This is a genomic window from Streptomyces sp. SAS_270, assembly GCF_052543295.1.
The window spans coordinates 12,950-39,918 of the sequence record NZ_JBMNDS010000090.1 but is presented as its reverse complement, the minus strand read 5'-3'; the positions used below and the strand labels follow the sequence as shown (position 1 = coordinate 39,918).

At 72.2% G+C, this 26,969-nt stretch carries 24 protein-coding genes and 1 tRNA gene; 18 read left to right on the top strand and 7 right to left on the bottom strand.

The features are described 5' to 3' along the window. The first annotated feature begins 70 nt into the window (after window positions 1-70). From ACN6LB_RS38845 to ACN6LB_RS38825, 5 genes are read left to right on the top strand one after another with little or no spacing between them, the layout of a single operon-like run. Window positions 71-1,261 carry an ATP-grasp domain-containing protein gene (locus tag ACN6LB_RS38845; RefSeq protein ID WP_445029977.1) on the top strand — a complete coding sequence of 397 codons (1,191 nt, stop codon included), beginning with the start codon at window positions 71-73 and terminating at the stop codon, window positions 1,259-1,261. Next, the gene (locus tag ACN6LB_RS38840) at window positions 1,258-3,042 is read left to right on the top strand and encodes an IucA/IucC family protein (protein ID WP_445029976.1); all 1,785 of its coding nucleotides are present in this window, start codon (window positions 1,258-1,260) and stop codon (window positions 3,040-3,042) included. Before ACN6LB_RS38845 ends, ACN6LB_RS38840 begins: the two co-directional genes overlap by 4 nt. Next, window positions 3,039-4,232, top strand: coding sequence for an MFS transporter (locus ACN6LB_RS38835; protein ID WP_445029975.1), 1,194 nt, complete (start codon window positions 3,039-3,041; stop codon window positions 4,230-4,232). The genes ACN6LB_RS38840 and ACN6LB_RS38835 overlap by 4 nt, the downstream gene beginning before the upstream one ends. Beyond that, window positions 4,232-6,022, top strand: coding sequence for an IucA/IucC family protein (locus ACN6LB_RS38830; RefSeq protein ID WP_445029974.1), 1,791 nt, complete (start codon window positions 4,232-4,234; stop codon window positions 6,020-6,022). The genes ACN6LB_RS38835 and ACN6LB_RS38830 overlap by 1 nt, the downstream gene beginning before the upstream one ends. Then, the gene (locus tag ACN6LB_RS38825) at window positions 6,019-7,302 is read left to right on the top strand and encodes a type III PLP-dependent enzyme (protein WP_445029973.1); all 1,284 of its coding nucleotides are present in this window, start codon (window positions 6,019-6,021) and stop codon (window positions 7,300-7,302) included. The genes ACN6LB_RS38830 and ACN6LB_RS38825 overlap by 4 nt, the downstream gene beginning before the upstream one ends. A gap of 61 nt (window positions 7,303-7,363) precedes the next feature. Here ACN6LB_RS38825 and ACN6LB_RS38820 read toward each other — a convergent pair whose 3' ends face one another. After that, complete coding sequence (locus ACN6LB_RS38820) at window positions 7,364-9,124, bottom strand: sigma-54-dependent Fis family transcriptional regulator (RefSeq protein WP_445029972.1); 1,761 nt, start codon at window positions 9,122-9,124, stop codon at window positions 7,364-7,366. A 225-nt stretch (window positions 9,125-9,349) separates the two neighbouring features. Between ACN6LB_RS38820 and ACN6LB_RS38815 the strand changes: the two genes are divergently transcribed. Genes ACN6LB_RS38815 through ACN6LB_RS38805 form a run of 3 tightly spaced genes read left to right on the top strand, consistent with a single transcriptional unit; the run spans window position 9,350 to window position 13,197 of the window. Next, on the top strand, window positions 9,350-11,098 hold the full coding sequence (locus ACN6LB_RS38815; protein ID WP_445029971.1) for an FAD-dependent oxidoreductase: 1,749 nt from the start codon (window positions 9,350-9,352) through the stop codon (window positions 11,096-11,098). An 18-nt stretch (window positions 11,099-11,116) separates the two neighbouring features. Further along, window positions 11,117-12,118 carry an intradiol ring-cleavage dioxygenase gene (locus tag ACN6LB_RS38810; protein WP_445029970.1) on the top strand — a complete coding sequence of 334 codons (1,002 nt, stop codon included), beginning with the start codon at window positions 11,117-11,119 and terminating at the stop codon, window positions 12,116-12,118. Further along, window positions 12,115-13,197 (top strand): maleylacetate reductase, encoded by a 1,083-nt coding sequence (locus ACN6LB_RS38805; protein WP_445029969.1) that lies wholly within the window; start codon window positions 12,115-12,117, stop codon window positions 13,195-13,197. Before ACN6LB_RS38810 ends, ACN6LB_RS38805 begins: the two co-directional genes overlap by 4 nt. On the opposite strand, the gene ACN6LB_RS38800 is transcribed toward ACN6LB_RS38805, so the two are convergent. Continuing rightward, complete coding sequence (locus tag ACN6LB_RS38800) at window positions 13,194-13,724, bottom strand: hypothetical protein (protein WP_445029968.1); 531 nt, start codon at window positions 13,722-13,724, stop codon at window positions 13,194-13,196. The two genes, ACN6LB_RS38805 and ACN6LB_RS38800, sit on opposite strands and share 4 nt — an antisense overlap. Window positions 13,725-13,870: 146 nt before the next feature. Continuing rightward, a complete protein-coding gene (locus ACN6LB_RS38795) occupies window positions 13,871-14,305 on the bottom strand; it encodes an SMI1/KNR4 family protein (protein WP_445029967.1) in 435 nt (144 codons plus the stop codon). A 215-nt stretch (window positions 14,306-14,520) separates the two neighbouring features. Here ACN6LB_RS38795 and ACN6LB_RS38790 point away from each other — a divergent pair, with 215 nt between their 5' ends. Beyond that, window positions 14,521-15,435 (top strand): YceI family protein, encoded by a 915-nt coding sequence (locus tag ACN6LB_RS38790; protein ID WP_445029966.1) that lies wholly within the window; start codon window positions 14,521-14,523, stop codon window positions 15,433-15,435. A 66-nt stretch (window positions 15,436-15,501) separates the two neighbouring features. Here ACN6LB_RS38790 and ACN6LB_RS38785 read toward each other — a convergent pair whose 3' ends face one another. From ACN6LB_RS38785 to paaI, 3 genes are read right to left on the bottom strand one after another with little or no spacing between them, the layout of a single operon-like run. After that, window positions 15,502-16,125 (bottom strand): TetR/AcrR family transcriptional regulator, encoded by a 624-nt coding sequence (locus ACN6LB_RS38785; protein ID WP_445029965.1) that lies wholly within the window; start codon window positions 16,123-16,125, stop codon window positions 15,502-15,504. Between the two features lie 49 nt (window positions 16,126-16,174). Beyond that, window positions 16,175-17,521: a phenylacetate--CoA ligase PaaK gene (paaK, locus tag ACN6LB_RS38780; RefSeq protein WP_445029964.1), complete on the bottom strand. Its 1,347-nt coding sequence runs from the start codon at window positions 17,519-17,521 to the stop codon at window positions 16,175-16,177. Continuing rightward, window positions 17,518-17,952, bottom strand: a complete 435-nt coding sequence (paaI, locus tag ACN6LB_RS38775; protein WP_445029978.1) for a hydroxyphenylacetyl-CoA thioesterase PaaI — start codon at window positions 17,950-17,952, stop codon at window positions 17,518-17,520. Before paaI ends, paaK begins: the two co-directional genes overlap by 4 nt. Window positions 17,953-18,176: 224 nt before the next feature. On the opposite strand from paaI, the gene ACN6LB_RS38770 reads away from it, so the two are divergent. From ACN6LB_RS38770 to ACN6LB_RS38740, 7 genes are all read left to right on the top strand, one after another. Next, window positions 18,177-19,400 (top strand): thiolase family protein, encoded by a 1,224-nt coding sequence (locus ACN6LB_RS38770; protein WP_445029963.1) that lies wholly within the window; start codon window positions 18,177-18,179, stop codon window positions 19,398-19,400. Window positions 19,401-19,503: 103 nt separating this feature from the next. Continuing rightward, the gene (paaA, locus tag ACN6LB_RS38765; protein ID WP_445029962.1) at window positions 19,504-20,502 is read left to right on the top strand and encodes a 1,2-phenylacetyl-CoA epoxidase subunit PaaA; all 999 of its coding nucleotides are present in this window, start codon (window positions 19,504-19,506) and stop codon (window positions 20,500-20,502) included. Further along, entirely contained in the window at window positions 20,499-20,840 is a 342-nt protein-coding gene (paaB, locus tag ACN6LB_RS38760; protein ID WP_445029961.1) for a 1,2-phenylacetyl-CoA epoxidase subunit PaaB, read from the top strand. Before paaA ends, paaB begins: the two co-directional genes overlap by 4 nt. Before the next feature lie 9 nt (window positions 20,841-20,849). After that, the gene (gene paaC, locus ACN6LB_RS38755; RefSeq protein ID WP_445029960.1) at window positions 20,850-21,683 is read left to right on the top strand and encodes a 1,2-phenylacetyl-CoA epoxidase subunit PaaC; all 834 of its coding nucleotides are present in this window, start codon (window positions 20,850-20,852) and stop codon (window positions 21,681-21,683) included. Beyond that, complete coding sequence (paaD, locus tag ACN6LB_RS38750; RefSeq protein WP_445029959.1) at window positions 21,677-22,198, top strand: 1,2-phenylacetyl-CoA epoxidase subunit PaaD; 522 nt, start codon at window positions 21,677-21,679, stop codon at window positions 22,196-22,198. The genes paaC and paaD overlap by 7 nt, the downstream gene beginning before the upstream one ends. Further along, window positions 22,198-23,313: a 1,2-phenylacetyl-CoA epoxidase subunit PaaE gene (gene paaE, locus ACN6LB_RS38745; RefSeq protein WP_445029958.1), complete on the top strand. Its 1,116-nt coding sequence runs from the start codon at window positions 22,198-22,200 to the stop codon at window positions 23,311-23,313. Before paaD ends, paaE begins: the two co-directional genes overlap by 1 nt. A gap of 21 nt (window positions 23,314-23,334) precedes the next feature. Continuing rightward, window positions 23,335-24,144, top strand: coding sequence for an alpha/beta fold hydrolase (locus tag ACN6LB_RS38740; RefSeq protein ID WP_445029957.1), 810 nt, complete (start codon window positions 23,335-23,337; stop codon window positions 24,142-24,144). Here ACN6LB_RS38740 and ACN6LB_RS38735 read toward each other — a convergent pair. Then, window positions 24,141-25,028, bottom strand: coding sequence for an SDR family NAD(P)-dependent oxidoreductase (locus ACN6LB_RS38735; protein ID WP_445029956.1), 888 nt, complete (start codon window positions 25,026-25,028; stop codon window positions 24,141-24,143). The two genes, ACN6LB_RS38740 and ACN6LB_RS38735, sit on opposite strands and share 4 nt — an antisense overlap. Window positions 25,029-25,099: 71 nt before the next feature. On the opposite strand from ACN6LB_RS38735, the gene ACN6LB_RS38730 reads away from it, so the two are divergent. Together ACN6LB_RS38730 and ACN6LB_RS38725 are read left to right on the top strand one after the other, a co-directional pair. Next, the gene (locus ACN6LB_RS38730; protein WP_445029955.1) at window positions 25,100-26,023 is read left to right on the top strand and encodes a LysR family transcriptional regulator; all 924 of its coding nucleotides are present in this window, start codon (window positions 25,100-25,102) and stop codon (window positions 26,021-26,023) included. Between the two features lie 95 nt (window positions 26,024-26,118). After that, a tRNA-Pro gene (locus ACN6LB_RS38725) sits at window positions 26,119-26,192 on the top strand. Window positions 26,193-26,969 lie beyond the last annotated feature (777 nt).

The window sequence follows — 26,969 nt, the reverse complement described above, 5'->3', positions numbered from 1 at the left end:
GCGGGGCCGCACCTGAACTGCGGCCCCGCCCCGCAACCCCCCACCTCCGAGCGGAAGTTGGCCCACACCCATGCGGCTCTACCTGCTTGCCCTCAACCCCACCGATTCCGTCACCGAAGGGTTCCTGCCCGCCGCGGCGCGGCTCGGCCTCGACGTCACCGTCCTCACCGACCAGCCGGACGCCCACCGGACCGTGTACGCCGAATCCGGGCTTCACGCGCGGATCGAGCTGCTGGAGTGCGACGTACGCGACTTCCGTGCCGTCATCACCCGGATATCGACCCACCACACGCCCGACACGGTCTTCACCAACAGCGACCACCTCCAGACCCAGGCCGCCCTGGCCGCCGACTACTTCGGGCTGCCCGCCAAGAACTGGCGGGCCACGCTGCGGACCAAGGACAAGGCCGAGATGCGCCGGCACCTGGCCGCCGCGGGCGTCGACACCGTCTGGTCCGCCGAGCTCTCCGAACCGGCCGCCCTGGACGCGCCGTACCCCTGTGTCCTCAAGCCCCGCGAGGGCGTGGCCAGCGAGGACGTCGTCCTGGTCGACGGCCCCGAGGAACTGGTCACGCGCAGCAAGGAAATCCTGGCGCGCCGCCCGGGAGCCGTCCTCGTCGTGGAGGAGTACCTCCCCGGCGAGCTGTTCACCCTGGAAACCCTCGGGGACGACCGCGTCCGGCACGTCCTGGGCGGCTTCCACACCGAGCTCTCCGAGCCGCCGTACTTCATCGAGGAACGGCTGACCTTCGTCCCCGACCACCCCGAGCCGGTCGTCGCGCAGGTGCTGGCCCAACTGGACGCGCTCGACGTCGGATTCGGCGCATGCCACACCGAGTTCGTGGTGCACGAGGGCCGCGCCCGGATCATCGAGGTCAACTACCGTGCCATCGGCGACCAGTGCGACCTGCTGCTCGCCCGGCTGCTGGAGATCCCGCTCTTCGAGCACATCCTCCGCACCCACCTGGGCGAGCCGCTCCCCACCAACCTCGGCGCTCGCCGCGACGGCGCGGCCCGTCTCGACTACCCCTGCGCGGAGCGTGCCGGAACGCTGACCTCAGCCCCCGCGGCCACCGAACAGAACGTCGACGGCGTGCAGTTGACGTATCGGCCGCTACGGGAGAACGGAGAGCGGCACGAGCTGTACCGCACCAACCGCGACTACCTCGGCGTCCTGAGAGCCACCGGGACCGACCAGCGGTCCGTGGACAGGGCCGCCACCGCGTTCCTCGCGGCCCAGCGCTGGGAGATCCAGCCGTGAGCGCCCAGACCGTGGCGCACCCCGCAGAGGCGCGGGTCGATTCCTCCGAGGCCGAGCTGCTCATCCGCGTGCTCAGCGCGCTGCTGCGCGAGGACGTCGTCGGCCTGCGCACCCGCAGCACGCTCACGCACCGCCCGGACGGCCCCTGGCTGCGGCTGGCGGGCACGGACGACGCCCTGCTGATGCCGGTGACCGAGGACGGATTCCAGAGCCTGTACGCCGCCCGCCTGCCGCTGCTCGTCAGCGAGTCGCAGGGCGAGCTGACCAGCGCCGACACCGTGCTCGCCGCGTTGCGGGCGGTGGCCGAACCCCCCGACCGGGACGGCTTCGACGCCTTCGCCGAGGAGTGCCGCCAGACGCTGGCCACCATGCGACTGCACGCCGCGACATGGGAGGAGACCGCCGTACGCCTGACCGCACGCCACGGAGGCGACCCCGCCATCTGGACCGGACCGATCCGTGCTCTGGCCCACGACACCCTCGCCGCCCGTCTCGACCACCCCGTCTACCCGACCGCACGCGGCCGCTCCGGGCTCACCGAGTGGCAACTGCGGTCCTACGCACCCGAGTTCCATCCCCGATTCGCGCTGCGCTGGCTCGCCGTGCCCCGGGAGGCGCTCACCGCGACGGAGGGCGCGCTGCCGGACCACTGGCCCACGCCCGCCATGCTCGGGCTGGCCCAAGCCGAGCGGACGCATGTGGCCCTGCCCGTCCATCCGTTGACCGTCGGCGCCCCGCTGGACGCGGCGCTGCGCGACACCGGACTGAGCCACAGCGCACTGCTTGCCGACCGAGCCCACCTCGAAGTCGTACCGACCCTGTCGATGCGCACCGTGGCGGTGACCGCCGACCCGACCCTGCACCTCAAACTCCCGCTGCCCACCGCGACTTTGGGTCTGCGCAACCGGCGCACCATCAAGCCCGGCACCCTCTTCGACGGCGCCGCCGGGCAGCGCCTGCTGCAGACGGTGCTGGCCCACGAGCCCCGCTTCCGGGACACCGTCCTGCACGCCGACGAGACCGTGTACGCGCACGCCGGGCACGAGTCCCTCGCGGTGCTCTGCCGCCGCCTCCCGGCCGGGCTCGACGACTCGCTCGTCGTCCCCCTGGCCGCGCTGCTCGCCGAAGCCCCCGGCGGACGGCTGGTCGTCGACCACCTCGCCGACCGCTTCTACGGCGGCGACCCGCTCGCCCTGCTGGACGCCTGGCTGACCCTGCTGTTCGACTGGCAGACCACACTCTTCGGGTACGGCATCGCGCTGGAGTCGCACCAGCAGAACATCTCCGTGGTGCTGGACCGGCACGCGGACGGCAGCACCCGGCTGCGGCTGCTGCTGAAGGACAACGACGGCCCGCGGATCAACGCCGTCCGGCTGCGCGAGCGGCTCGGCGCCGGCGCTCCGGGACCCGCGGACTTCGACGACCCCCGGGTCTTCGGCGACGACGACGGGCCGGTGGCCGACCTGTTCACCACCATCACCGTCCATCTGTGCGCGGGCGCCTACGCGTTCGGGCTCGCCCGGCACGGCCGGGCTTCACGTCCGGTGCTGCTCCGGCTCGTCCGCGACCGGCTCGCCGAAGCCGTGGAACGGCTCGGCACCGGACCGGGCGAGCCCGGCGCCGTCCTGCGCACCAGGGTCCTGGAGGCCGACCGCCTGCCCGTGAAGGCGATGGTCAGCGCGGGAACCCTGCTCACCAAGCAGCGGTCGGGCGCCGCCGACATCAACAAGCACTACACCAGCGGCCCCAACTACCTCCACGTGACGGGGGAGAGGGCATGAGCGCCGGGACCCTGCGGATGCCGCGTCCCGCGTTCGGACCCCGGCAGGTGCACGCGGTGGCCGGCTGCTACTTCGTCGCGTCCTTCGCCGCGCTGGGGCTGCCCCCGTACCTGACCCAGATCCTTCCCGAACTCGGCGACCGCACGGCTCGCTGGGCCGGCCTGCTGTACGTCGTCCCCACCGTGTTCGGCGCCGTCGGAGCCCCGCTGTGGGGCCGCCTGGCCGACCGCTTCGGGCGCAAACGGCTGCTGCTGAGGGCCCAGTTGGGCCTGGCCGTGTCCTTCCTTCTCGCCGGGTGGGCCGACTCGCTCACCACCTTCACGGCGGCGCTGGTGCTCCAGGGGATCCTCGGGGGCACATTCGCGGCGTCCAACGGATACCTCGGTGCGGCGCTGGAGGGGCCACACCTGTCGCGGGCCCTCACTCTCATGCAGGGCAGCGCCCGGGCGGCCCTGGTCGTCGCCCCCGTCGTCGTCGGCTCGCTGTCGCCCTGGCTGTCGCCGCACCGCCAGTACGCGCTGCTCGCCGTACTGCCGCTCACCGCCGCCCTGTTGCTCGCCGCGCTGCCCGAACCCGCCGAGGCGCCGGCCACCCTCAAGGCGGAGCAGGCGCTGCCCAGGACGACGGCCCCGATCGTGTCCCTGCGCGTCCTGTACGCCCTCGAATTCGCCTTCGTCTTCTCCACCGTCATCTCCTTCCCCTATCTGATCTCCCTCGTCGAGAAACGACTGCCCGGCGCCTCGCCCACGCTGTCCGGCGTGCTCTTCGCACTGCCCCACCTGTGCTATCTGCTGTCGGCCCTCGCCGTGCACACCGCCTTCCGGACCCGCCCCAGGGCCGGAATCGCCCTCGGCTTCGCGCTGATCGCGCTCGGCCTGGCCGGGCACGGGATCGCCGACTCGCTGCCCTCCCTGATCGCCGTACGGACGGTCCTCGGCGCCGGGATGACGCTCGGTCTGGTGTGCCTGTCGATCCTCGCGGCCGACTGCGCCCAAGGACGGGCGCCCGGTGGGCTGTTCGGCTCGCTGGAGTTCTTCTCCAAGGCCGGCGCGGTCGCCGCCGGCGTGGCCGCGGCTGCGGGCACCGCCCGCTTCGGCCCGGCCGCACCCGTCCTCACCGGCAGCGCCGTCGCCCTGGCCACCGTCTGCGCGACCACCGCCACCTCTCTCCGCACCCGCTGGAGCCGCTGATGCCCTCGCTGACCGACGCCCCCGGAAGCGCCCCCACCTCCTCCGCCCCGGCCCAACTCCCCACCGCCGAGGACGCCGTGGCCCACACGCTCCTCAACTGCCTGCTGCGCGAGGTCTCGGGACCCGAGCGCCAGACCGCTGTCGCCGACGGCCACCTGCTGCTCCGGCTTCCCCGGCGCGGCGCACTGCTGCGAATCGCCCTGCGCCGCACGTCACTGCTCGGCGCGCACCGCTTCACCGGCCCGGTGAACGAGCAGCAGCCCGACGGGAGTTGGACAGAGGTCGGCTGGCGCCTGCTGGCCGCCTACACGCAGGACGAGCTGTCGCTGCGCACCGGCGTCCGCAACGAGGAGTTCGCGGAGCAGATCGAGTCCAGCCATCAAGCCGTTTCGGCCGCAATGGCCGTTGCGTCGGCGGCGTCCGGCTCTCCTTCGGTGTCCGGCTCTCCCCTGACGTCCGGCGGGCGGGGGAGCGGCGACCGTCTCGCGGCCTATGTCGCCTCCGAGCAGTCGCTGCTGTTCGGGCACCGCTTCCACCCCACGCCCAAGGCGCGCACCGGCGACGCCGCGGCCTGGGAGGCCTACGCGCCGGAGGCGGGGGCCGCCTTCCCGCTGCGCCACCTCGCCGTCCGTGCGCACCTCATCGCCGAGGAGACCGCCGGACCAGGGGCCGCCGCTCCGCTGGACAGGCAGCGCGCCGACATCCCCGACGGCTACCGGCTGCTGCCCGCGCACCCCTGGCAGTACGCGATGCTGCGCGAACACCCGGCGCTGCGCGCGGCTGTCGCACGGGGTGAGATCCTCGACCTGGGCGAGGGCGGGAGGCCCTTCGCCGCCACCGCCTCCGTGCGCACGCTCTACGACGGGGAGGCATTTCTCAAGTTCAGCCTCAACATCCGCATCACCAACTGCCTGCGCAAGAACGCCAGTTACGAGCTGTCCGGAGCGGTCGCCCTCACTCGCGCCCTGGCACCGGCCCTCGCCGATCTGGCCGACCGCTTCCCCGGCAGCGCCGTGCTCCGCGAGCCCGCCTACCGCAGCCTCGCCCTGCCCGGCTGCGACGGCACACCCGACCGCTCCCTGCTGGAGGGCTTCGGCGTGATCGTCCGCGAAGGCCTCGCCGAACGGCTCCTGCCCGGCACCACCCCCCTGCTCGCGGCCGCCGTCGCCGACGAGTACCCGACAGGCCCCGCCCATGTGTCGCGCCTGCTCGCCGGTGCGGGCCCGGAGGCCGTGCTCGCCTGGTGGACGGCGTACCTCAAGCTGCTCGTTCCCCCCGTCCTGGCCGCCTACTTCGACCACGGCCTGGTCCTCGAACCGCACCTGCAGAACGTGCTGATCTGCGTCGACGGCGAGGGCATGCCGGCCCAGGTCCTCTTCCGCGACCTGGAGGGCACCAAGCTCGTGCCCGAACACCACGCCGACACCCTGGCCGCGCTGCCGCCCGAGGTCGCGACCCCGATGGCGTACGACGCGCAGCGCGGCTGGGACCGCGTCGTCTACTGCCTGCTGGTCAACCACATCGCCGAACTCCTCGCCGCGCTCGCCGACCTGCACCCGCACGCCGAGGCCGCGCTGTGGGCACGCGTCCACGCCTGCCTGCAGACCCACGCCGACCGGTACGGCTGCCCGCCGCGTCTCGCCGCCCTGCTCGCCGGGGTCCCGCTGCCCGCCAAGGCCAACCTGCTCACCCGCTGGGAACGCAAGGCCGACCGCGACGCCGGATACGTCCGACTGCCCTCACCGCTCGCCGAGGACATCCTGCGGCACACCACCCGGAGCGCCCGATGACCGACCTCACCCCCGCGGTGCGCGAACGCGTCCTGTCCCTGCCCGCGACCGAACTGCCCGCCTACGTCTACGACATGGCGGCGCTGCGTGCACACGCCGCCGAGGTGCGGGCCGCGCTGCCCGAGCGCGTCGAGCTGTACTACGCGGCCAAGGCCAACCCGGAACCGGAGATCCTGGCCGCGCTGTCGCCGTACGTCGACGGCTACGAGGTCTCCTCGGGCGGCGAACTCGCCCACGTCGGCAGGGCGGTGCCCGGCCGTCCGCTCGCCTTCGGCGGCCCGGGGAAGACTCCGGTGGAGATCGCCGGGGCCCTGGAGCGGGGCGTGGAGCGCTTCCACGTGGAGAGCGAGTACGAACTCGGCGTACTCGCCGACCTGGCCCTTCGTGTCGCGCCGGGTCGCCGGGTGGCGGTGCTGCCGCGCTTCAACCTCCCGGTGACCGAGGGCACGCTCGCGGGGAGTTCGCTGGCCATGGGGGGCCGTCCGACGCCCTTCGGTCTGGACCCGGAGCGCGCCGACAGGGTGATCCGCAGACTCACCGACGGGAGCCTTCCCCATCTCGAACTCCGGGGAATTCACGCCCACTTGGCCAGTGGTCTGCAGGCGGCCGAACAACTGGCGGTGGCCGGAGCCGTGGTCACCTGGGCCACGGACCTCGCGACCCGCCACCGGGTCCGCCTCGCCGAGGTGAACGTCGGGGGCGGCATGGCGGTGGACTACGCCGATCCGGCGGCCCGCTTCGACTGGCACGCATACGGCAGTGGTCTCGCCCAACTGACCGCTGCACACCCGGAACTGACGCTCCGTATCGAGCCCGGTCGGGCGCTGACGGCGTACTGCGGCTGGTACGCGACCGAGGTCCTGGACGTCAAGGCCAGCCACGGCGAGGAGTTCGCCGTGGTCCGCGGCGGCACCCACCATCTGCGCACCCCCGCGACCAAGGGGCACGACCAGCCCTGCACCGTCCTGAAGGTCGCCGACTGGCCGCACCCCTGGCCGCGGCCCACCGCGCACCACGAACAGGTCACCCTCACCGGCCAGTTGTGCACACCGAAGGACCTTCTGGCCAGGGGGGTTGCGGCTGCGGGACTGCGGGCGGGCGATCGCGTGGCGTTCTCCCTCGCGGGCGCCTACGCCTGGAACATCTCCCACCACGACTTCCTCATGCACCCGGCGCCCGGTTTCCACTTCCTGGACGCGGACGGCGACCCGAGTGGCCCGGAGGTCGGGACCGAGGAGGTGCCGTGGCAGCGGGCGCGCGGGGCGACGTCCGGGGTGTAGCGAGATGCGGCCGCCGGGGCGACGGGGGCCGGTCGACCGTGCGCGGTTTCAGTTGCTCCGCTCAGTTCCGGTAGCCGCGCAGTTTTCGGTAGAGCGTCGCCCGGCCGATCCCCAGGGCGAGCGCCGCGCGCGCCTTGTTGCCACCGTGCCGCCGCAGCGCCTCCAGGATGGCGGCACGTTCGGCGTGCTCCATCGGGCTGAGGTGCCGCGCCGCGGGGCCCTCCCGTACGGGGTCCGGGAGCTCGGCCCGCCGCACCGGTCCCGCCACCCGACGCTGTTCCGCCAACGCCCGTACGAGATGAGCGAGTTCCGTGACGTTGCCGGGCCAGGGATGCTGCTCCAGGGCCCGCAGCGCGTCCAGCGTCCAGGTGAGCGGTGGCCGTCCGAGGGCGGGTCTCGGGGTCAGGGCAGGCAGCAACACCCGGATGTCGTCCGGGCGTTCCCGCAGCGCGGGCAGGGTGACCGAGCGGGCGGCCAGGGAGTCCAGGAGCCGCTGGAGGCAGGGGCCGGGTGGCGTTCCGGGCGTATAGGTGATCAACAGGGGCACGCTCGGGTGCGCGTCGAGGAGCGAGTTCAGGGAGGCGACGTCAGGCGGGGCGAGGCGCTCCGCGTGCCGCAGGAGGAGAGGGCGACCGGCTGTCAACGTGGCGCAGGCGAGCGCGAGTTCACCCTCGGCTCCCTCCGCCGCGTCCACCGTGGACAGCGCGCCCCCGCCCAGCAGCTCCCGCGCCAGCAGGGTCTTGCCCGTCCCGCGTTCGCCCGTCAGGAGCAGGGGTTCGCGCAGGCCGGCCAGCTCCGTCGCGCGGCCGACCGCGTGCCGCCAGGGGACGGAGCGTCCGGCGAGGGACAGCGGCAGGGTCGCTGAGGTCCTGACCGCCCTGTCGCTGGCTGGTTCGAGGACGACGAGTACGCCGATCACGCAGCCCAGGTGACGTACGGGAGTGATCTCCGCGGTGCAACCCGCTCCCTCGGGCAGCTGGATGCCGTAGGACTGCGGGGCGGCGCCGGAATCCTGCCCAAGGAGCGAGGCCGCATCCCTTTCGAGAGTCTCCAGGGCCTCGGTCGACAGCAGTCGCTCCGCCTCCTCGCTGATCAGACGGTTGCGCCCGTCGAGCGCGATCACGGCGGGTGTCGTCCCCCGTGCCGCTGTGAGATAGGTGTCGAGCAGCACCCGCTCCACTGCCCTTGTGCGCGCTAGGAGTTCGGCCTCCACCGCCGCGGCGGCGGCCTCTGCGAGCGCCGCTCCGGGATGCGGCCCGCATCCGGCGCACAGCCCGGAGGCGACCGTCACCGTGCCGAGCACCTGCCCGCTCTCCGGCGCCAGCACCGGCACACTGACCGCGGACACGTCCTGCCACAGGTCGAGGAAGTGCTCGGGGCCGTGCACTTCGGCCCGGCGGCGCGAACGCAGGGCGAGAGCCGCACTGTTGTGACCCACCTCCTGCTCGGACAGGTCGGCGCACCGCTCGTTCCAGGGCCCGCTCCCGGCCGCCCACAGCACCCGTAGGCGCTCGTCCGTGAGCACGAACGAGGACCGAGCGGTGCCCAGGGCGGGGGCGAGCCGTTCGAGTACGGGCCGGGCCGCGGCGAGGAGGACCGGCTCGGGCCCGGCGTCCGCAGCCGACCCCGAAGCGGCGTCCGCAGTGGACCCCGTGGGCTCCCGCAGGTCGTGCGGCACACCGTAGAACCGGGCGCGCCGCCATGCCGCGACGACCTCGTCCGGTACGTCGTCGGGCAGCGGGCGCCCCGTCAGGAACCGCTCGCGTGCCTCACGCAGCGGAGTGACGGCGAGCCGGGTGGGGGAGTGCTCTGTGATGGTCACGGCACCACCCACCATATCGTCCAACTATCAACCAATCACCGCTGCGTCGGCAGACCGCACACCCCGCCCGCAAGAACGATCACGGCCGCGGAGAGCAGCCCGCACCCCACTGACTCGTGACGACCCCCTGCGGACCATGTCTCGAATTGAGACACCCGCGCTCCCCGGCACCCGGCCATGATCATCAATGCTTGGTGCCTGTTCCCACCGTCAGGAGCGTTCCCCGTGCACACCGTCGTCGAGACCGACGTTCTGATCGTAGGCAGTGGCCCCGCCGGCGCCTCGGCCGCGCTCGCCCTCAGCACGTACGGCGTACCCAACATCGTCGTGACCCGCTACGCGAGCCTCGCCGAGACACCCCGCGCGCACATCACCAACCAGCGCACGATGGAGGTGCTGCGCGACCTCGGCGTCGAGCAGGACGTCATCGCACAGGCAACGCCCCAGCACCTGATGGGCAACACGACCTTCTGCACCAGCCTCGCCGGCGAGGAGCTGGGCCGGATCCGCTCCTGGGGCAACGACCCGCTCGTCCAGGCAGCGCACGAGCTGGCCAGTCCCACCCGCATGTGCGACATGCCGCAGCACCTCATGGAACCGGTGCTCGTCGACGCGGCCGTCGCCCGCGGCACGCGACTGCGTTTCGAGACCGAGTACCTCGCCCACACCCAGGACGCCGACGGCGTGACAGCCACCGTCCGGGACCGGCTGCGCGGGGACACGTACGAGATCCGCGCCAAGTACCTCATCGGCGCCGACGGCGGTCGCTCCAAGGTCGCCGAGGACGCCGGACTGCCCATGGGCGGCCAGATGGGCGTCGCGGGCAGCATCAACATCGTCTTCGACGCGGACCTCACCCGGTACACCGCGCACCGGCCCTCCACCCTGTACTGGGTGCTGGCCCCGGGCGCCACCGTCGGCGGCATCGGCGCGGGGCTCGTCCGCAACGTGCGGCCCTGGAACGAGTGGCTCATCGTCTGGGGGTACGACGTCACGGCGGGCGCACCCGACCTGACCACCGAGTACGCCGAGTCCGTCGTACGGCAGCTCGTCGGCGACGACGACATCCCGGTGACCATCAAGTCGTCCTCGGCATGGACGGTCAACGAGATGTACGCCGAGACGTACGCCAGCGGCCGGGTCTTCTGCGCGGGCGACGCCACGCACCGTCACCCGCCGTCCAACGGCCTCGGCTCCAACACGTCGATCCAGGACTCCTACAACCTCGCCTGGAAGCTGAAGCTCGTCCTCGACGGCACGGCATCCCCGAAGCTCCTCGACACCTACACCGCCGAGCGCGCCCCGATCGGCAAGCAGATCGTCACGCGCGCCAACAAGTCCATCGGCGAGACCGCCCCCGTCTTCGAGGCCCTGGACGGGCTCACCCCGGGGACCCCCGAGCAAATGTGGGCCAACATCGCCGCCCGCAAGGACGCCACCGAGGCCGCCGAGAAGCAGCGCGCCGCACTGCGCGACGCGATCGCGCTCAAGGTGTACGAGTTCAACGCGCACGGCGTCGACCTCAACCAGCGCTACTGCGCCGACGCCTCCACCGCGATCGTCTCCGACGGCACGGCGGACCCGGGCTTCGCGCGCGACCCCGAGCTGTACCACCAGCCCTCCACGCGCCCCGGCGCCAGGCTCCCGCACGCCTGGATCACCTCGGGCACCCGCACCCTCTCCACGCTGGACACGGCGGGACAGGGCCGCTTCACGCTGATCACCGGTATCGGCGGCGAGGGCTGGGTCAAGGCGGCCGAGGCCCAGGAACTCGACATCGCGACCGTTGTCATCGGATCCGGACAGCAGTACGAGGACCCTTACGGGGACTGGGTTCGGCTCAGCGAGGTATCCGAGTCGGGAGCCCTGCTCGTACGACCCGACGGGTTCGTCGCCTTCCGGCACGCCTCGGCGTCGCCGGACGCCGAGCGGTTGCTGACGGACGCGCTGCGGCGGATCCTCGGACATGCCTGACGGGACCAGGGGAGCGGGATGACCACCGAATCGACCACGCACACCGACACCGACACCGATACCGACACCGCTGGCAGCAGCGGCCTCGGCGGCGAAGCCGTCGAGGCGGGGACCGGCCCCGGCGCCGGCTTCGCCACGACCCTCACCGACGCCGTCGTCGACAGCCTCCAGGGCGCGGCCGACCCCCGCCTGCGCGAGCTGCTCGCCGCCCTCACCCGGCACCTCCACGCCTTCGTACGGGAGACCCGGCCGACGATGGCGGAGTGGGAGCGTGCCGTCGGCTTCCTCACGGCGACGGGACAGACGTGCACGGACACCCGGCAGGAGTTCATCCTCCTCTCGGACGTCCTCGGCGTCTCGATGCTCGTGGAGACGATCAACGGGCAGGGCGGCGACAGCGCCACCACCGAGTCGACGGTCCTCGGCCCCTTCCACATGACCGAGTCACCGGTGCGCGAACTCGGCGCGAACATCGACCTGGTGGGCAAGGGCGAGCCCTGCGTGGTCAGCGGCCGCGTGCTGTCCCGGGACGGCACCCCGCTGCCCGGGGCGGTCCTCGATGTCTGGCAGGCGGACGGCGAGGGCTACTACGACGTGCAGCAGCCCGACGTTCAGCCGCCGGGCAACGGGCGCGGGCTGTTCACGGCCGACGACCAGGGCCGTTTCTGGTTCCGCAGCTGCGTGCCGAGCCCCTACCCGATCCCCACCGACGGCCCCGTCGGCGACCTGCTGCGCGCCACCGCCCGGCACCCCTACCGCCCCGCCCACATCCACTTCATCGCGTCGGCGAAGGGCCACGACCCCGTCACCACGCACATCTTCGTGGCGGGCAGCGACTACCTCGACTCGGACGCGGTCTTCGCCGTCAAGGACAGCCTGGTCCAGGACTTCGCCGAGACCGACAACCCCTCCCTGGCACGGGAGTTCGGCATGCCGAGCCCGTTCCGGCACGCACGCTTCGACCTCGTACTGGAGCCGTTGGAGCCATCGCGACGGCAGGAGCCACTGGAGCGCTCGTGAAGGACTTTCCCGAGACACTCGACTTCTCCTACGAGACCCAGCCCGTCCGGGTGGTCTTCCGGCCCGGCGCGTCGGTCTCCGCGACGCCGGGCGAGGCCGCGGGGCTGGGCCTGCGCCGACTGCTCGTGGTCTGCGGCAGCCGGGGCGAGGCCACGGCGCGCACGGTCGCCGACGCGCTGGGCGACGCCTGCGTGGGCCTGCACGCCGGGGCCCGGATGCACGTGCCCGTGGAGATCGTCGAACGGGCCGTCGAGGTCGCGCGCGCCGCGGGCGCGGACGGCTGCGTCGCGGTGGGCGGCGGCTCCGCGATCGGCCTCGGCAAGGCGATCGCGCTGCGCACCGGCCTGCCGCTGATCGCCGTGCCGTCCACCTACGCCGGGTCCGAGATGACCCCCGTCTGGGGCCTCACCGAGCACGGTGCCAAGCGCACCGGTCGTGACCCCGCCGTCCAGCCCCGCAGCGTCGTCTACGACCCCGACCTGACCCTCTCGCTGCCCGTCGACCTCTCCGTGACCAGCGGCATCAACGCGCTCGCGCACGCCGTGGAGGCCCTGTACGCGCCCGACGGCTCGCCCCTGGTCTCGCTGATGGCGCAGGAGGGCGTGCGCGCGATGACCGGCGCCCTTCCCGGGATCGCCGTCGCCCCCGACGACCTCGACGCCCGCGCCCGCGCCCTGTACGCCGCCTGGCTGTGCGGCGCCTGCCTGGGTGCCACCACCATGGGCCTGCACCACAAGCTGTGCCATGTGCTGGGCGGCAGCTTCGGCCTGCCGCACGCCGAGACGCACACCGTGATCCTTCCGTACGCCCTCGCGTACAACGCCCCCGAGGCGCCCCACGCCGTCGCTGCCCTCAACCGCGCCCTGGACACCGACGACGCCCCCCGCACCCTGCACGACCTCGCCCGCCGCCTGGGTGCCCCCGGATCCCTCGCCGAACTCGGCGTCACCGAGGCCGACTTGGAGGTCGCGGCGCTCCAGGCGGCCAGTCAGCCGTACGCCAATCCGCGCGAGGTCACCGCGGACGGCATTCTCGGTGTGCTGCGGGCGGCGTACGAGGGGCACGCGCCGGTGTCCTAGCCGCGGTCGGCCGCGTGTTCCCGCAGGAAGGCTCCGGCATGAGCGGCGGCCTCCTCCTTCGTCGCGTACCAGGTGCCGTCCTCGGCGGCGCCGCGCGTTTCGTCCGCGCCTTCGCCCGTCCAGGTCCAGCCGTCGGACGACGGGTCCTGTGCCAGTGAGGCGGTGCCGCCGAAGAGTTCGAGCGCCGCGCCCGTCCGCGCGGCCGCGGGGCGGGGGACCGCGTCGGGCCACTTCTTGCGCGCGCCCTGCCGGGTGATGCCCCACACCGCACCCATCTGCTCATAGCTCGCGCCGTAGGAGCCGGCTGTCGCCGCCGCGATCGCCGTCAGCCGCTTGATCTCCGTGTCCACCACCTTCCAGGCGGCGAGGACGGACAGAGTCACATCAACCGGGTCCGCCTCCCACATGCGGGCCTCGGGCAGACCCGACTCGCGGGAACGAATGGCCGTTGCGAGCGGGTTGAGGGCATCAGTGAGCGCCTTCCCCAGCTCGGCCCGCTCTTCGGGAGTGATCTCAATCGAAGTCATGCGACAACTATAGTTACCGACGTCAATCTTGACAACTTTGGTTTCCGTTCCGGCGGGAGGGTTGGCCACGTGGAACTCCCACGGGTGCACCGCCCTCCGCGGGCTGTAAGACGCCTGCGGCGAACTGCCGGGTAAACGCCCACCCCTCACAGGTACCAGTCGTCGTCTTCGGTGCGCAGTGAACGTCCGAGGTAGTCCCGCAGGTTGCCCGCGACCCATCTGCGGTTGTCGCTCTCGTGCTCCCAGACGAACACGTCCTGACGCTCCGGCTTGCGCACGAAGGCGAACTGGTCGCCGCCTCCGTTGTCCCCGAAGAACAAGAGGGCGTCGAAGGACATGTACAGCTGGGCGAAAGTCGCGTCGGACCAGAAGAACCTGTTCTGCTCGACGATGCGGTCGATGGTCCACACGGTGTCCACGTGGGCGTGTCCGATCACCCCGTTGCTCTCAAGAAGCAGCTGCCTGAGCTCCGCCGGCAAGGTTTGCCCGAGCCGCACCTCGGCCTCGGCGAGTTCGGCTTCCTGAGCCGGCGCGCGGAAGCCCGCCTCGGGAAGGGCGTCCAGGGCTGTCTGTTTCCACATGGTCCGGAGCCTAGGGGAGTCTGTCCGCCGTACGAGGCCCTGGCGGGCGGCGACCCGGCAGGTGCGTCATGGTGGTGTCTCGTTCTGAGACACCCACGTCCGCGGCTCACCCCTCAAGATCGGGAAGGGGTCCCGCCCTGTGCCGGCACGGTGCGATCCGCGTGCCCAGGCGCCTTCGCGTGCGGCCCCGACGCACGTGACGAAAGGTGAACATCATGGCCCTCGCACTGCTCCGGCGCCGGCGGCCCAAGGTTGCCCCCGCCGAGTCGGCGGGCCTCTCGCTCCCCCTCCCGGCAGGCGCGGGCGCGCTCGGCCGCGAAGTCATCGACCCGACGGGCGCGCCGATGGGTGCCGCCGACGTGACCGTCACCGCCCTGGACACGCACCGCGTGACGGCCCGCGGCACGACCGACCCGTACGGCTTCTTCCTCGTGGCGCTGCCCCCCGGCCGCTACAGCCTCCTGATCGCGGCGGACGGGCTGCATCCGCACCAGGAGACGGTGGACGTCGTGGCCGGGACCGCGTCCGCCGCGGAGCGCGTCCAGCTGCAGCCGGCGCGCGTCATGGAGCTTCCGGCGCCCGGCACCTGGCTCTTCGACCCTCCGCACACGGCGATCCGCTTCATCGCGAAGCATGTGGGCATGGCCCATGTGCACGGCCGTTTCGAGCGCTTCCAGGGCGGCATCCAGGTCTCCCAGGACATGGCGCAGACCCGCGTACACGTCCGTATCGACGCGTCGAGCATCACCACCGGCAACACGACCCGCGACAACCACCTGCGCTCCGCCGACTTCCTCGACGTCGAACGCTTCCCGCACATCGAATTCAACAGCACCCGCTTCGCCTACCGCGGCGGCACCAAGTGGACCCTCCAGGGCTCCCTCACCATGCACGGCGTCAGCCGCTCGGTAGCCCTGGACACCACCTACCTCGGCACGGTCAACGGCGGCTACGGCGAGGAACTCCGCTGCGCCGCCCTCGCCAAGGCGGAACTCCACCGCGAGGACTACACCCTCAACTGGCGCTCGATGCTGGCCCGCGGCATCGCAGTGGTCGGACCGACGGTCCAACTGGAACTGGACGTGCAGGCGATGTACCGCACACACGACACTCCGACGCCGCCGGAGTAGCGACCTGGGACGTCATGGAGGCAGTTGGCGAAGGGTGCCGCCGCCGAGCGCGCCCGACTCCACGGATCAGCTGCCGGGCCGCCCGCCCCGCAGCCCGTCGAAGAGCACCGCCGTCAGCGCGTCCGCCAGAGCGGCCACCGGCAGGTCGCCTTCCGGGCGGTACCACTCGATCAGGGAGTTGACCGTGCCGAACAGGAGCCGGCTGATCAGGTGCGGGTCGATGTCGTCGCGTACGCCGCCCTCGGCCGCCGCACGGGTGACCAGGTCGGCGACCCGGTGGTCGAACTCGCGACGCCGTTCAAGGGCGTGCTGCTCGACGGCGCTGTTGCCGCGGACGCGCAGCAGCAGGGTGACGTAGGGGAGCTCGGCGGCGAGTACGTCGACGCTTCGGTGCACCACGTGCTCCAGGCGGGCGGTCGCCGTGGTGTCCGGGCCGGGGTCCTCGTCGAGCACGGCGAACAGGGCGTCCAGGGCCCGCCCGACGGCGAGGCCGAGGAGCTCCTCCTTGCCGGAGACGTGGTGGTAGATGCTCGACTTGCTCAGGCCGAGGCGGCGGGCGAGCTCCTCCATGCCGGTGCCGTCGTAGCCGCGTTCGTTGAAGACCACGACCGCGACCTCCAGCAGGGAGGCACGGTCGTAGGCGGGACGGTCGCGGCGCCCGACGGGACCCTGCACAGGCGTTCTGCTCACAGAACCATTGTGACAAGGCCGAGAGTCCCGCCCCCGCGGTCGCCGTTGATCACGACTCCCGCAGATCCTTGACCCGGTGGAGCTTGCCGAGCGAGCGCTCCAGGGTCTCCGGGTCGACGATCGTGACCTCCACACTCACGCCGACGCCGTCCTTGACGCCCTGCGCGATGATCCGGGCCGCGGCCTCGCGCTGCTCGGCGCCGCTGTCGGCGCGGGCCTCGACACGGACGGTCATGTGGTCCATCCGCTCGCGCCGCGTCAGTTGGAGCTGGAAGTGCGGGGCGACGCCGGGCGTGCGGAGCACGATCTCCTCGATCTGACTGGGGAAGACGTTCACCCCACGCAGAATGATCATGTCGTCGCTGCGGCCGGTGATCTTCTCGATACGGCGGAACGCGGGCCGCGCCGTGCCGGGCAGCAACCGCGTCAGGTCCCGGGTGCGGTAGCGGATGATCGGCAGCGCCTCCTTGGTGAGGGACGTGAAGACCAGCTCTCCGTGCTCGCCGCCCGGCAGCACCTCTCCGGTGAACGGGTCGACGACCTCTGGGAGGAAGTGGTCCTCCCAGACGTGCAGCCCGTCCTTCGTCTCCACGCACTCCTGCGCCACGCCCGGGCCGATCACCTCGGACAGGCCGTAGATGTCGACGGCGTGGATGTCCATGCGCTCCTCGATCTCGCGGCGCATCTCCTCGGTCCACGGCTCGGCGCCGAAGATGCCGACCTCCAGGGAGGTGGAGCGCGGATCGACACCCTGGCGCTCGAACTCGTCGAGGAGGGTGAGCATGTAGGAGGGGGTGACCATGATGATCTCGGGCCGGAAGTCCTGGATGATCTGCACCTGGCGTGCGGTCATGCCGCCCGAGGCGGGGATCACGGTGCACCCGGCCCGCTCGGCGCCGTAGTGCGCGCCGAGACCGCCGGTGAACAGTCCGTAGCCGTAACTGATGTGCACCTTGTGGCCCGGGCGGCCGCCTGCGGCGCGGATGGAGCGGGCGACCACGTCGGCCCACATGGAAATGTCGTTCTCCGTGTAGCCGACGACCGTGGGCCGGCCCGTGGTGCCGCTGGAGGCGTGGATGCGGCGGACGTCCGCCATGGGGACGGCGAACATGCCGAAGGGGTACGTGTCGCGCAGGTCGGCCTTGGTGGTGAAGGGGAACCGGGACAGGTCCTCCAGGGTCCGGCAGTCGTCGGGCTTGACTCCGGCCTCGTCGAACTTCCTGCGGTACTGCTCCACGTTGTCGTACGCATGCCGCAGCGTCGCCCGCAGCCGCTCCAGCTGGAGTCCCCCGAGCTGCTCGGGCGTCATCCGCTCGCCGTCGTCCAGCAGCTCCGCGGGGAGCGGCTCTCCCCGGCGCGCTCCCGGGACCGCGGGGGCTGTCAGGTGGCTGCTCATGGCGACTCCTCTGTCCTTGTGTCCGCTGTCCCCGTGTCCTGTGTCCGCGTGTCCTGTGTCCGCGTGCTTCGGACGCTACGGCTGCGTCCGCGGAACTCCGCGACCACCTCGTCACCGCGCCGGACGCTCACGTCGTAGATGCCGCTGCGGCCGAACCGGGTGCGCACGCGCGCGGTGGCCACCAGGACGTCGCCCTCGTGCGCGGGGGCGACGAACTCGATGTCGGCTCCGGCCGCGACCGTCACGGGGCCATGGCTGTTGCAGGCACAGGCGAAGGCGGTGTCGGCGAGCAGGAACACGTAACCGCCGTGGGCGATCCCGTGGCCGTTGACCATTTCCGGCGTCACCGTCATCCGGAGCGCGGCGGTCCCCTCGCCGTGCTCAAGGAGCTCCATGCCCAGAGCGCGGGACGCCTTGTCGGCAGCGAACATCGCCTCCGCGGGGCCGGGTCCCGGCGGGTTCGGCTCCCCGGAAGCGGTCGTCCTGTCAGTGGGCTGTGCCACTCTGTTCACCACCTTGTGAGCCGACCGAACATTCGGTTAGCGTGCGGCACGGCCAAGTAATCCAGCATCACCGCTGCCTGTCAAGAGGTGGATCCGCATGCCCGACGACTACCCCGAGTGCCCTGAATTCCTGCCTCGCGAGGAGCCCGCCCGTGCCTGACGAGGTCTATCTCATCGACGGTGCCCGCACCCCGCAGGGCCGCTACGGCGGAGCGCTGGCCGGCGTACGCCCCGACGACCTGGCCGCCCTCGTCGTGGGCGAGGCCGTCCGCCGCTCCGGCATACCGGCCGACGCCGTGGACGAGGTGATCCTGGGCGCCGCCAACCAGGCGGGAGAGGACAACCGGGACGTGGCCCGTCTGGCCGCCCTGCTGGCCGGGCTTCCGCACACCGTCCCCGGCTACACCGTCAACCGGCTCTGCGCCTCGGGTCTGACGGCCGTGGCGAGCGCTGCGCAGGCGATCCGGTGCGGCGAAGCGGACCTGGTGGTCGCGGGCGGAGTGGAGTCCATGACGCGGGCTCCCTGGGTGATGGCCAAGCCCGGCACGCCCTGGGCGAAGCCGGGCGAGGTGCACGACACCTCGCTGGGCTGGCGTTTCACCAACCCGCGCTTCACGGCCGCCGACCGGGCCGTGCCCGCGGACGCCGGCGGCGAGACGGCCAAGGTGACCCTGTCGATGGGGGAGACGGCCGAAGAGGTCGCCGCGCTGGACGGCATCACCCGCACCGAGTGCGACGCGTTCGCGCTGCGCAGCCACCGGCGGGCCGTCGCCGCTCAGGAAGCCGGCCGCTTCGACCGGGAGATCGTGCCGGTCCCGGTCAAGGACGGCGAGGTCACCCGCGACGAGGGTCCCCGCCCGGGCGCGAGCCTGGAGAAGCTGGGAGCGCTGCGCACCGTCTTCCGCGACAGGGGTGTCGTCACGGCGGGATCCGCCTCGCCGCTGTCCGACGGCGCCGCCGCGCTGGTGGTGGCGAGCGCGGCGGCCGTCAGGCGCCATGGGCTCACACCACGTGCGCGGATCGTCGCCTCCGCCTCGGCGGGAGTCCAGCCCCACCTGATGGGCCTCGGCCCGGTCCCCGCCACGGAGAAGGCCCTCGCCCGCGCCGGATGGGAGACCGGCGACCTGGACGCGATCGAGCTGAACGAGGCCTTCGCCGCGCAGGCACTGGCGGTCATACGACGCCTCAAGCTCGACGAGGAGAAGGTCAACGCCGACGGTGGCGCCATCGCCCTCGGTCACCCGCTCGGCTGCTCGGGCGCCCGCATCCTGCTCACCCTGCTGGGGCGACTGGAGCGCGAGGACGCCCGACGCGGACTCGCGGCCCTGTGCGTGGGCGTCGGCCAGGGTGTCGCGATGCTCGTGGAGCGCGTATGACTCCTCCCCCCGGAAGCGATCCGCGGAGGCGAGGGCTTGCCCGCACAGGGGGACCTCGTCGTATCATTGACCGAACGAATGGTCGGTAGGGAAGTTGGTTTCGATGGCCACCACACAATCCAGCGCGTCACCCTCCGCGCCGTCCGCCGGCGACGCCGAGCCGGAGCTCCAGCAGCACTTCGACGCGACGATCGCGCGGGACCAGCGGATCGAGCCACGGGACTGGATGCCGGAGGGCTACCGCAAGACGCTCGTACGACAGATCGCGCAGCACGCGCACTCGGAGATCATCGGCATGCAGCCGGAGGGCGACTGGATCACCCGGGCGCCTTCGCTGCGCCGCAAGGCGATCCTGTTCGCGAAGGTCCAGGACGAGGCCGGGCACGGGCTGTACCTGTACTCGGCAGCCGAGACGCTGGGCGCCGACCGCGCAGACCTCACCGAGCGGCTGATCGAGGGCCGGCAGAAGTACTCGTCGATCTTCAACTATCCGACCCGCAGCTTCGCCGACGTCGGCGTGATCGGCTGGTTCGTCGACGGCGCGGCGATCTGCAACCAGGTGCCGCTGTGCCGCAGCTCGTACGGGCCCTACGCGCGGGCGATGGTGCGGGTCTGCAAGGAGGAGTCGTTCCACCAGCGCCAGGGCTACGAGCTGCTGATGACGATGATGCGCGGCACCGAAGCCCAGCGCGCCATGGTCCAGGACGCGGTCGACCGCTGGTGGTGGCCCTCGCTGATGATGTTCGGCCCGCCCGACGGCGACTCGCCCAACTCGGCCCGGTCCATGGCCTGGAAGATCAAGCGGCACAGCAACGACGAGCTGCGTCAGCGCTTCGTCGACATGACCGTGCCGCAGGCCGCGAAGCTGGGCGTGACGCTGCCCGACCCGGAGCTGCGCTGGAACGAGGAGCGCGGCCGCCATGACTTCGGCACCCCCGACTGGTCCGAACTGCAGCGGGTGATCAGCGGCGACGGGCCGTGCAACACGGAGCGCGTCGCGCGGCGCAGGACCGCGCACGAGGAAGGCGCCTGGGTGCGCGAGGCGGCCACCGCCCACGCGGCCAAGCAGAGCAAGCGACGTGAGGAAGGCGCGGTGGCATGAGCGACACCGAGAGCAGAGACACCGAGAGCGCCGAGGGCACCGGCGCCGACAGCACGAAGAAGGAATGGCCGCTGTACGAGATATTCGTGCGCGGCAAGCGCGGTCTCAACCACGTCCACGTCGGCTCGCTGCACGCGGCCGACGACCGGATGGCGCTCACCCACGCCCGCGACCTGTACACGCGGCGCAACGAGGGCGTGAGCATCTGGGCGGTGCGCTCGGAGCACATCGCCGCCTCCACGCGCGACGAGAAGGACCCGTTCTTCGCGCCGAGCGCCGACAAGGTCTACCGCCACCCCACGTTCTACGACATCCCCGACGACGTCCCCCACATCTAGGAGCAGGGCATGAGCGACGACCACGTCTACCTCTCCCTCGCCGAGGGGCACGACGACGGCAGCGACGCCCGCTGGGCGTTCGGCACCGGCTTCGAGGACCCGCTGCACGGCGTCGACACCGGCGTGCCCCAGGGCATCGACACCGCCGAACTCGTCGCGACCTGCCTGGCGCTCGGCGACGACGCGCTGGTCTCGGCGCAGCGCCTCGCCGAGTGGTGCACACGGGCGCCGGAGCTGGAGGAGGAGGTGGCGCTCGCCAACATCGGGCTCGACCTGCTGGGGCAGGCCCGGCTGCTGTACGCACGCTGCGGCCAGGCCGACGGCACCGGCCGCGGCGAGGACGCGTACGCCTACTTCCGTGACGCCGCCGACTTCCGCAACGTCCGCCTGGCCGAACTCCCGGTCGGTGACTTCGCGTTCTCGATCGTACGGCTGCTGGTGCTGTCCAGCTGGCGTCTGGCCCACTTCGAGCAGCTCACCGCGTCCGGCGACCCGGTGCTCGCCGCGATCGCCGCCAAGGGCGTCAAGGAACTGACGTATCACCGCCAGTACGCCGCCGAGTGGGCCGTGCGGCTCGGTGACGGCACGGCCCACTCGCACCGCCGGATGGTGACCGCACTCGATCAAGTCGCGCCGTATCTGGACGAGTTGTTCGCCGCCTGCGACGTCCGGGACGAGGTGACGGCAGTCCTGCGCCAGGTCACCGAGGCCGCCGGGCTGTCCCTGCCCACGAGCACGACCCTGCCGGGACAGGGCAGGAACGGCGACCGCACCGAGCATCTCGCCCCGCTGCTGGCCGAGTTGCAGAGCGTCGCCCGCGCACACCCGGAGGCGACATGGTGACCGCCCTGCCCCGCACGGACCTCCGGCGCGCCCGGCACATCGCCGAGCAGGTGCCCGATCCCGAGCTGCCCATGCTCACCCTGGCCGACCTGGGCGTGCTGCGCGACGTCGAGGTCACGGCGGACGGCACGGTCGTCGCGAGCCTGACCCCCACCTACTCCGGCTGCCCGGCGATGGCCGAGATGCGCGCGGACGTCTCGGCGCGGCTGCGGACGGCCGGCTTCGACCGCGTCGAGATCCGCACCGTCCTCGACCCGCCGTGGACCACCGACTGGATCACGGCACAAGGCCGCCGCAGGCTCGCCGAGCACGGCATCGCACCGCCCGGCCCCGCGCCCCGGCGCCCGTCCGGGCCCGTGCCGCTCGACCTCTCGCCCACCCGCCGTTCGGTGCCCTGCCCGCAGTGCGGCTCGGCGGACACCGAGGAGACCTCGCGCTTCGCCGCCACGTCCTGCAAGGCCCTGTGGCGCTGCCGCACCTGCCGCGAGCCGTTCGAGTACGTCAAGGAGATCTGATGGAAGACCTGCTGGCCCCGGCCGCCCGCGCACAGGCCGCGGCCCGGCGCACCCGCCGCCCGGCCTTCCACACGCTCCGGGTGGCCGCGGTGCGGCGGCTGTGCGAGGACGCGGCCGCCGTCAGCTTCGAGGTGCCCTGCGAACTGGCCGAGGAGTTCGCCTTCGCGCCCGGGCAGTCGCTCACGCTGCGGCGCGAGATCGACGGGCGCGACGAGCGGCGCTCGTACTCGATCTGCTCCCCGGCCGGCGCCGAGCCCCGCATCGGAGTGAGGGTGGTTCCCGGCGGCCTCTTCTCCTCCTGGCTGGTCCACGACGTGCGCCCCGGCGACAGCGTCGAAGTGATGGCCCCCACCGGCGCGTTCACACCCGACCCGAGCACGCCCGGCCACCACGTCCTCATCGCGGCCGGCAGCGGCATCACCCCGATGGTGTCCATCGCCGAGTCCGTCCTCGCCGCCGACTCCCGCTCCCGCGTCACTCTCTTCTACGGCAACCGGCGCACCGACACGGTGATGTTCGCCGACGAACTCGCCGACCTGAAGGACGAGTACCCCACCCGGTTCCAGCTGGCGCACGTCCTGTCCCGCGAACCGCGCGAGGCCGAGCTGCTCACCGGCCGTCTCGACAGCGACCGCCTGGCCGCACTCATCGACGGCCTGGTCGACGTGGACAGCGCCGACCACTGGTGGCTGTGCGGCCCGCACGGCATGGTCCGCGACGCGCAGACACTCCTGGCCGGGCTCGGCGTGCCCCGCGACCGGGTGCACCAGGAGCTGTTCTACGCCGACGACGAGCCCGTGCAGCCCGTACGCCACAAGGACGCGTCCGTGGACGGCCCCGTCAGCCAGGTCACCCTCACCCTCGACGGCCGCTCCACCACCTCCGCGCTCTCCCGGGCCACCACGATCCTCGACTCCGCCACCCGCCTCCGCCCGGACATGCCCTTCGCCTGCAAGGGCGGCGTCTGCGGCACCTGCCGCGCCCTGGTCACCGAGGGCGAGGCCGACATGCGCCGCAACTACGCCCTCGAACCCGCCGAGGTCGACGCGGGTTACGTCCTGACCTGCCAGACCTTCCCCGTCTCGGAGACACTGACGGTCGACTTCGACAGCTGAGAGAGACAAGGACGGCCGCCCGTGACGCTCACCGATCCCGGCCGCATCCGTCTGTTCGTCACCAGCCACGGCCCGGCCGACGCGCCTGTCCTGCTGCTGGTGCACGGCTGGGGCGGTGACGGGCGCGAGTGGGCGCCGCACGCCGAGGCACTGGCCGAGCGGTTCCGGGTCGTCGTACCGGATCTGCGCGGGCACGGCCGCTCCGAGGTGCCGGCGGACGGCCATACGCCGCTGGAGATGGCCGGGGACCTGGCCGCGCTCCTCGCCGCGCTCGGCACCGGGCCCGCGGTCGTCGTCGGACACTCGATGGGTGGCCAGGTGGTGAATCTGCTCGCCGTCCATCACCCGGAGCTGGTCCGGTCGGTCGTCGCACTGGACCCCGCGCACGGCGCGCACGGCACCGAGGCCGACGGGATCCCCGCCCGGCTCGCCGAGTACCGCGAACACGGCGCTCGCGCGGCGGCCGACTTCGTGGACGGGGCCTTCTCGCCCGGCGCCCCGCCCGGCCTGCGGACCGCCCACGTCCGCACCATGCTCGGCACCCCGGACCACGTCGTCGCCCAGGCGTACGCGGGCATGTACACCGACCCCGGCGCGGTGGGCGTCCGCCCGCACAGCGAGGCGTACCTGCGCCGCCGCCCGCAGCCCGCGCTCACGGTGTGGACCTCGCCCGAGGCCGCCGGATGGGAGCGCGGCACCCTGCACGCGCCCGGCTCGCGCGTGGACCACTGGCCCGGCACCGGCCACTACCTGCACGAGGAGCACCCTCGGCGCACCATCCGACTCATCGACGACTGGGCAGCGGACCGACCGGGCCGAGGGAACGGCTAGTCGGACAGAAGCCGTTCCTGGTGGCGCGGCGGAGTCCCCTCGTGCCAGGGGACGACCTCGCCGAATCGGACGAGTTCGCCGTACGTCGAGGGGTCGACGCGCTCGGACAGCAGCAGGTCGAGCACGGGGACCGCGGCCCGCGCCGGGGTCTGCGCATGGCTGAAGTCGGCGAACCAGGGCCGCGAGAGCGGGGTGTCCACGAGCCCGGGGCACACCGCCGCGATCAGCGTGTCGTGGGCCAGGTCGGTGGCCCGGCGCTCGGCCGCGACCGCCCGTACGGCGGCCACCTGGGCGACCTTGGACGGGACGTTGATCCATTGCGGCCAGCCCAACTCCTCGGACGTGCCCGCCTCCACGGCGGCGCGCCAGGACTCGACGACCTTCTCCACCTCGTCGAGCGAGGCGCCGTCGAACAGGGGCCGCAGTGGAGGTTCGAGATGGCCGAGGGTGCCCAGCGAACTGGCCACGACGAGCAGCCGCCCACCGGGACGCAGCACCGGGCCGAACGAGCGGAGCACCGCGTGCGCGCCGCCGTTGGCGACGCCGATGAACGCGTCGGCCTGCTCGGCCTGCGGCCGGTCGGGCGTCAGCATGGCGCTCGCATTGGACACCACGATGTCCACTCCGCCGTAACGTGCCCGGAGTTCGTCGGCCGTCCGGGCCACCGCGTCGGCGTCGGAGACGTCGAGCACCCGGCCCTCGACGCGGCTTCGGGTGGTGGGAGCCGCGGCGACACGTGCCGCGGCGTCCGCGACACGCCGGGCGTCGCGGCCCGTGAGCAGGACCAGGTCGTCCGGCCCCATCCGGGCCGCCAGCCCCTCGACCAGAGCGAAGCCCAGACCCTGGTTGGCGCCGGTGACAAGAGCGATGCGTGCAACAGTCATGACCACCACGGTAGGAACCACTTGACCATGCGTCCAACGAAAGTTGCTCACCTCTGGTATGCGTAAAACTCATGGACTTCACCGATGTCTCGCTCGTCGCGCTCCGCGTCTTCCGTGAGGTGGCCGAACGGGGCACGCTCACGTCGGCCGCTGCGGCACTCGGGTACACCCAGTCCGCGGTGTCCCGGCAGATCGCCTCGCTGGAACGGGCAGCCCGGGCACCGCTGTTGGAGCGACGCCGTGACGGAGTGCGGCTGACCGACGCGGGACACATCGTGCTGCGCCGCGCGGTGACCGTGCTCGACCAGATCGACGCCACAGCCCGCGAACTGGCCGGGCTGCCCGCCGCAGCGGGGACCGTGCGGCTCGGCTGGTTCGCCAGCGCGGGCGCCGTCCTGCTGCCGCGGGCCGTCGCCGCGCTGCGCCGCAGCCACCCCGCCATCACCGTCACCACCCGGGAGGGCAGCACACCGGCCCTGATCCGTGCGCTGCGAGCCGGCACGCTGGACCTCGCGCTGCTGGCGTCGATGCCGCCCTTCCGCCCGCTCGACACACAGACGCCGCCACTGACCGTGCAGACCCTCGCCGAACGCACCCTGTGCCTGGCCGTGCCCGCCGGCCATCCCCTCGCCGCGCACGACGTCGTCGACGTCGCCGAACTCCGCGGCCAACGCTGGATCGCCGGCGCCTCCTCCGGCGACGAGCGGCTGATGGGCGTCTGGCCCGGCCTCGACGAGCGGCCCGTGATCGCCCACACGGCCCGCGACTGGCTGGCCAAGCTCAACCTCGTCGCGGCCGGCTGCGGCCTGACCACGGTCCCGGCCTCCCTTGTGTCCGCCGCCCCGTCCGGCGTACGCATCCTGACCGTCCGCGGCGGCCCCAGGGAGCTCCGCCGCCTCGTCCTGGCCCGCCTCCCGCGCCCCCTCCCGGAACCGGCCGCCCGGCTGGCCGACGCGCTGCGCACCGCGGCGGCGGAGATGCACACGCCGGACTAGACAGCAGCAGGCCCGCTTTCTCGTGGGCAAGCCCTCTGCGCAGGTGCGGTAGGGTTCACCTGCACGATCACGCGGGAAACCGCGGGTGAACGCACCGGGACGTGGCGCAGCTTGGTAGCGCACTTGACTGGGGGTCAAGGGGTCGCAGGTTCAAATCCTGTCGTCCCGACTTTACGAAGTCGCGGGTCAGGGGCCGTTTCAGAGGGGATCTGAAACGGCCCCTTGATCATTCTTGGGGACCACTTGGGGACCAAGGCGGTTGACGGGGGCTGTGGGGCACCTTGACCCGGTCAAGGTGCGCCACGGGGTGGTCACTAAGGCGCAGAGGGGGCGGTTCGTGAAGTCGCCCATGTGTTTCCGATGACTCATCATGTGGAGTGCGTTGCCATCCTTGATCCGGTCGCGAAGGGCTCTTGACCTGGGGTTTTGTCGGTGCGCGTTATGTGGGGTGTGGGGCGTTACGGGCGATATCTTGACGCTGAAATGACGCTCGTTCTGATGGGGTGTCAGGTGCATTATTGGGCTGGTCAGGCCACCCAACATGGGCGGCGGGTGACAAGGGGTCAGTCCACCGTGGGCTTCTCGGCCCGGAGTGTGGGAGGCGGCCGTAGCGGGACGCTGCTGTACTGAAGAGGCAGTATTTCCCCGCCCAGGGGGGCGGCATGTGTCCCTCGCCTCCTCCCGATCGGGACGCGTGGCGCCGCCGATCGAGTCAGTCGCGCCCGTCGCGTTCCAGACGCTTCAAGCATCCCTGGATCACCGCGGTCCTGGTCGTGCTCGGCCTTCTTGTGGCCTTCGGTGGTCTTGGGGCACTCCTGGAGCAGCAGGACCGCAAATCCAACACCTCCGAGAAGACGGCGCCAACCGACGTCCCGACGAGGGGCCTCCCACCAGCTCGCCGCCGCGGACGCCGACGCCCTCCGCGCTGCGCGACGTCCCCTCGCAG

Excerpts from the sequence above, each read along its gene's own strand:
- ACN6LB_RS38735 (WP_445029956.1), bottom strand. The coding sequence starts at position 25,028 with ATGACTGTTGCACGCATCGCTCTTGTCACCGGCGCCAACCAGGGTCTG.
- ACN6LB_RS38835 (WP_445029975.1), top strand. The coding sequence starts at position 3,039 with ATGAGCGCCGGGACCCTGCGGATGCCGCGTCCCGCGTTCGGACCCCGG.
- ACN6LB_RS38825 (WP_445029973.1), top strand. The coding sequence starts at position 6,019 with ATGACCGACCTCACCCCCGCGGTGCGCGAACGCGTCCTGTCCCTGCCC.
- paaI (WP_445029978.1), bottom strand. The coding sequence starts at position 17,952 with ATGTTCGCTGCCGACAAGGCGTCCCGCGCTCTGGGCATGGAGCTCCTT.
- ACN6LB_RS38730 (WP_445029955.1), top strand. The coding sequence starts at position 25,100 with ATGGACTTCACCGATGTCTCGCTCGTCGCGCTCCGCGTCTTCCGTGAG.
- paaD (WP_445029959.1), top strand. The coding sequence starts at position 21,677 with ATGGTGACCGCCCTGCCCCGCACGGACCTCCGGCGCGCCCGGCACATC.
- paaE (WP_445029958.1), top strand. The coding sequence starts at position 22,198 with ATGGAAGACCTGCTGGCCCCGGCCGCCCGCGCACAGGCCGCGGCCCGG.
- ACN6LB_RS38845 (WP_445029977.1), top strand. The coding sequence starts at position 71 with ATGCGGCTCTACCTGCTTGCCCTCAACCCCACCGATTCCGTCACCGAA.
- paaK (WP_445029964.1), bottom strand. The coding sequence starts at position 17,521 with ATGAGCAGCCACCTGACAGCCCCCGCGGTCCCGGGAGCGCGCCGGGGA.
- paaA (WP_445029962.1), top strand. The coding sequence starts at position 19,504 with ATGGCCACCACACAATCCAGCGCGTCACCCTCCGCGCCGTCCGCCGGC.
- paaB (WP_445029961.1), top strand. The coding sequence starts at position 20,499 with ATGAGCGACACCGAGAGCAGAGACACCGAGAGCGCCGAGGGCACCGGC.
- ACN6LB_RS38800 (WP_445029968.1), bottom strand. The coding sequence starts at position 13,724 with ATGACTTCGATTGAGATCACTCCCGAAGAGCGGGCCGAGCTGGGGAAG.
- ACN6LB_RS38790 (WP_445029966.1), top strand. The coding sequence starts at position 14,521 with ATGGCCCTCGCACTGCTCCGGCGCCGGCGGCCCAAGGTTGCCCCCGCC.
- paaC (WP_445029960.1), top strand. The coding sequence starts at position 20,850 with ATGAGCGACGACCACGTCTACCTCTCCCTCGCCGAGGGGCACGACGAC.
- ACN6LB_RS38810 (WP_445029970.1), top strand. The coding sequence starts at position 11,117 with ATGACCACCGAATCGACCACGCACACCGACACCGACACCGATACCGAC.
- ACN6LB_RS38795 (WP_445029967.1), bottom strand. The coding sequence starts at position 14,305 with ATGTGGAAACAGACAGCCCTGGACGCCCTTCCCGAGGCGGGCTTCCGC.
- ACN6LB_RS38830 (WP_445029974.1), top strand. The coding sequence starts at position 4,232 with ATGCCCTCGCTGACCGACGCCCCCGGAAGCGCCCCCACCTCCTCCGCC.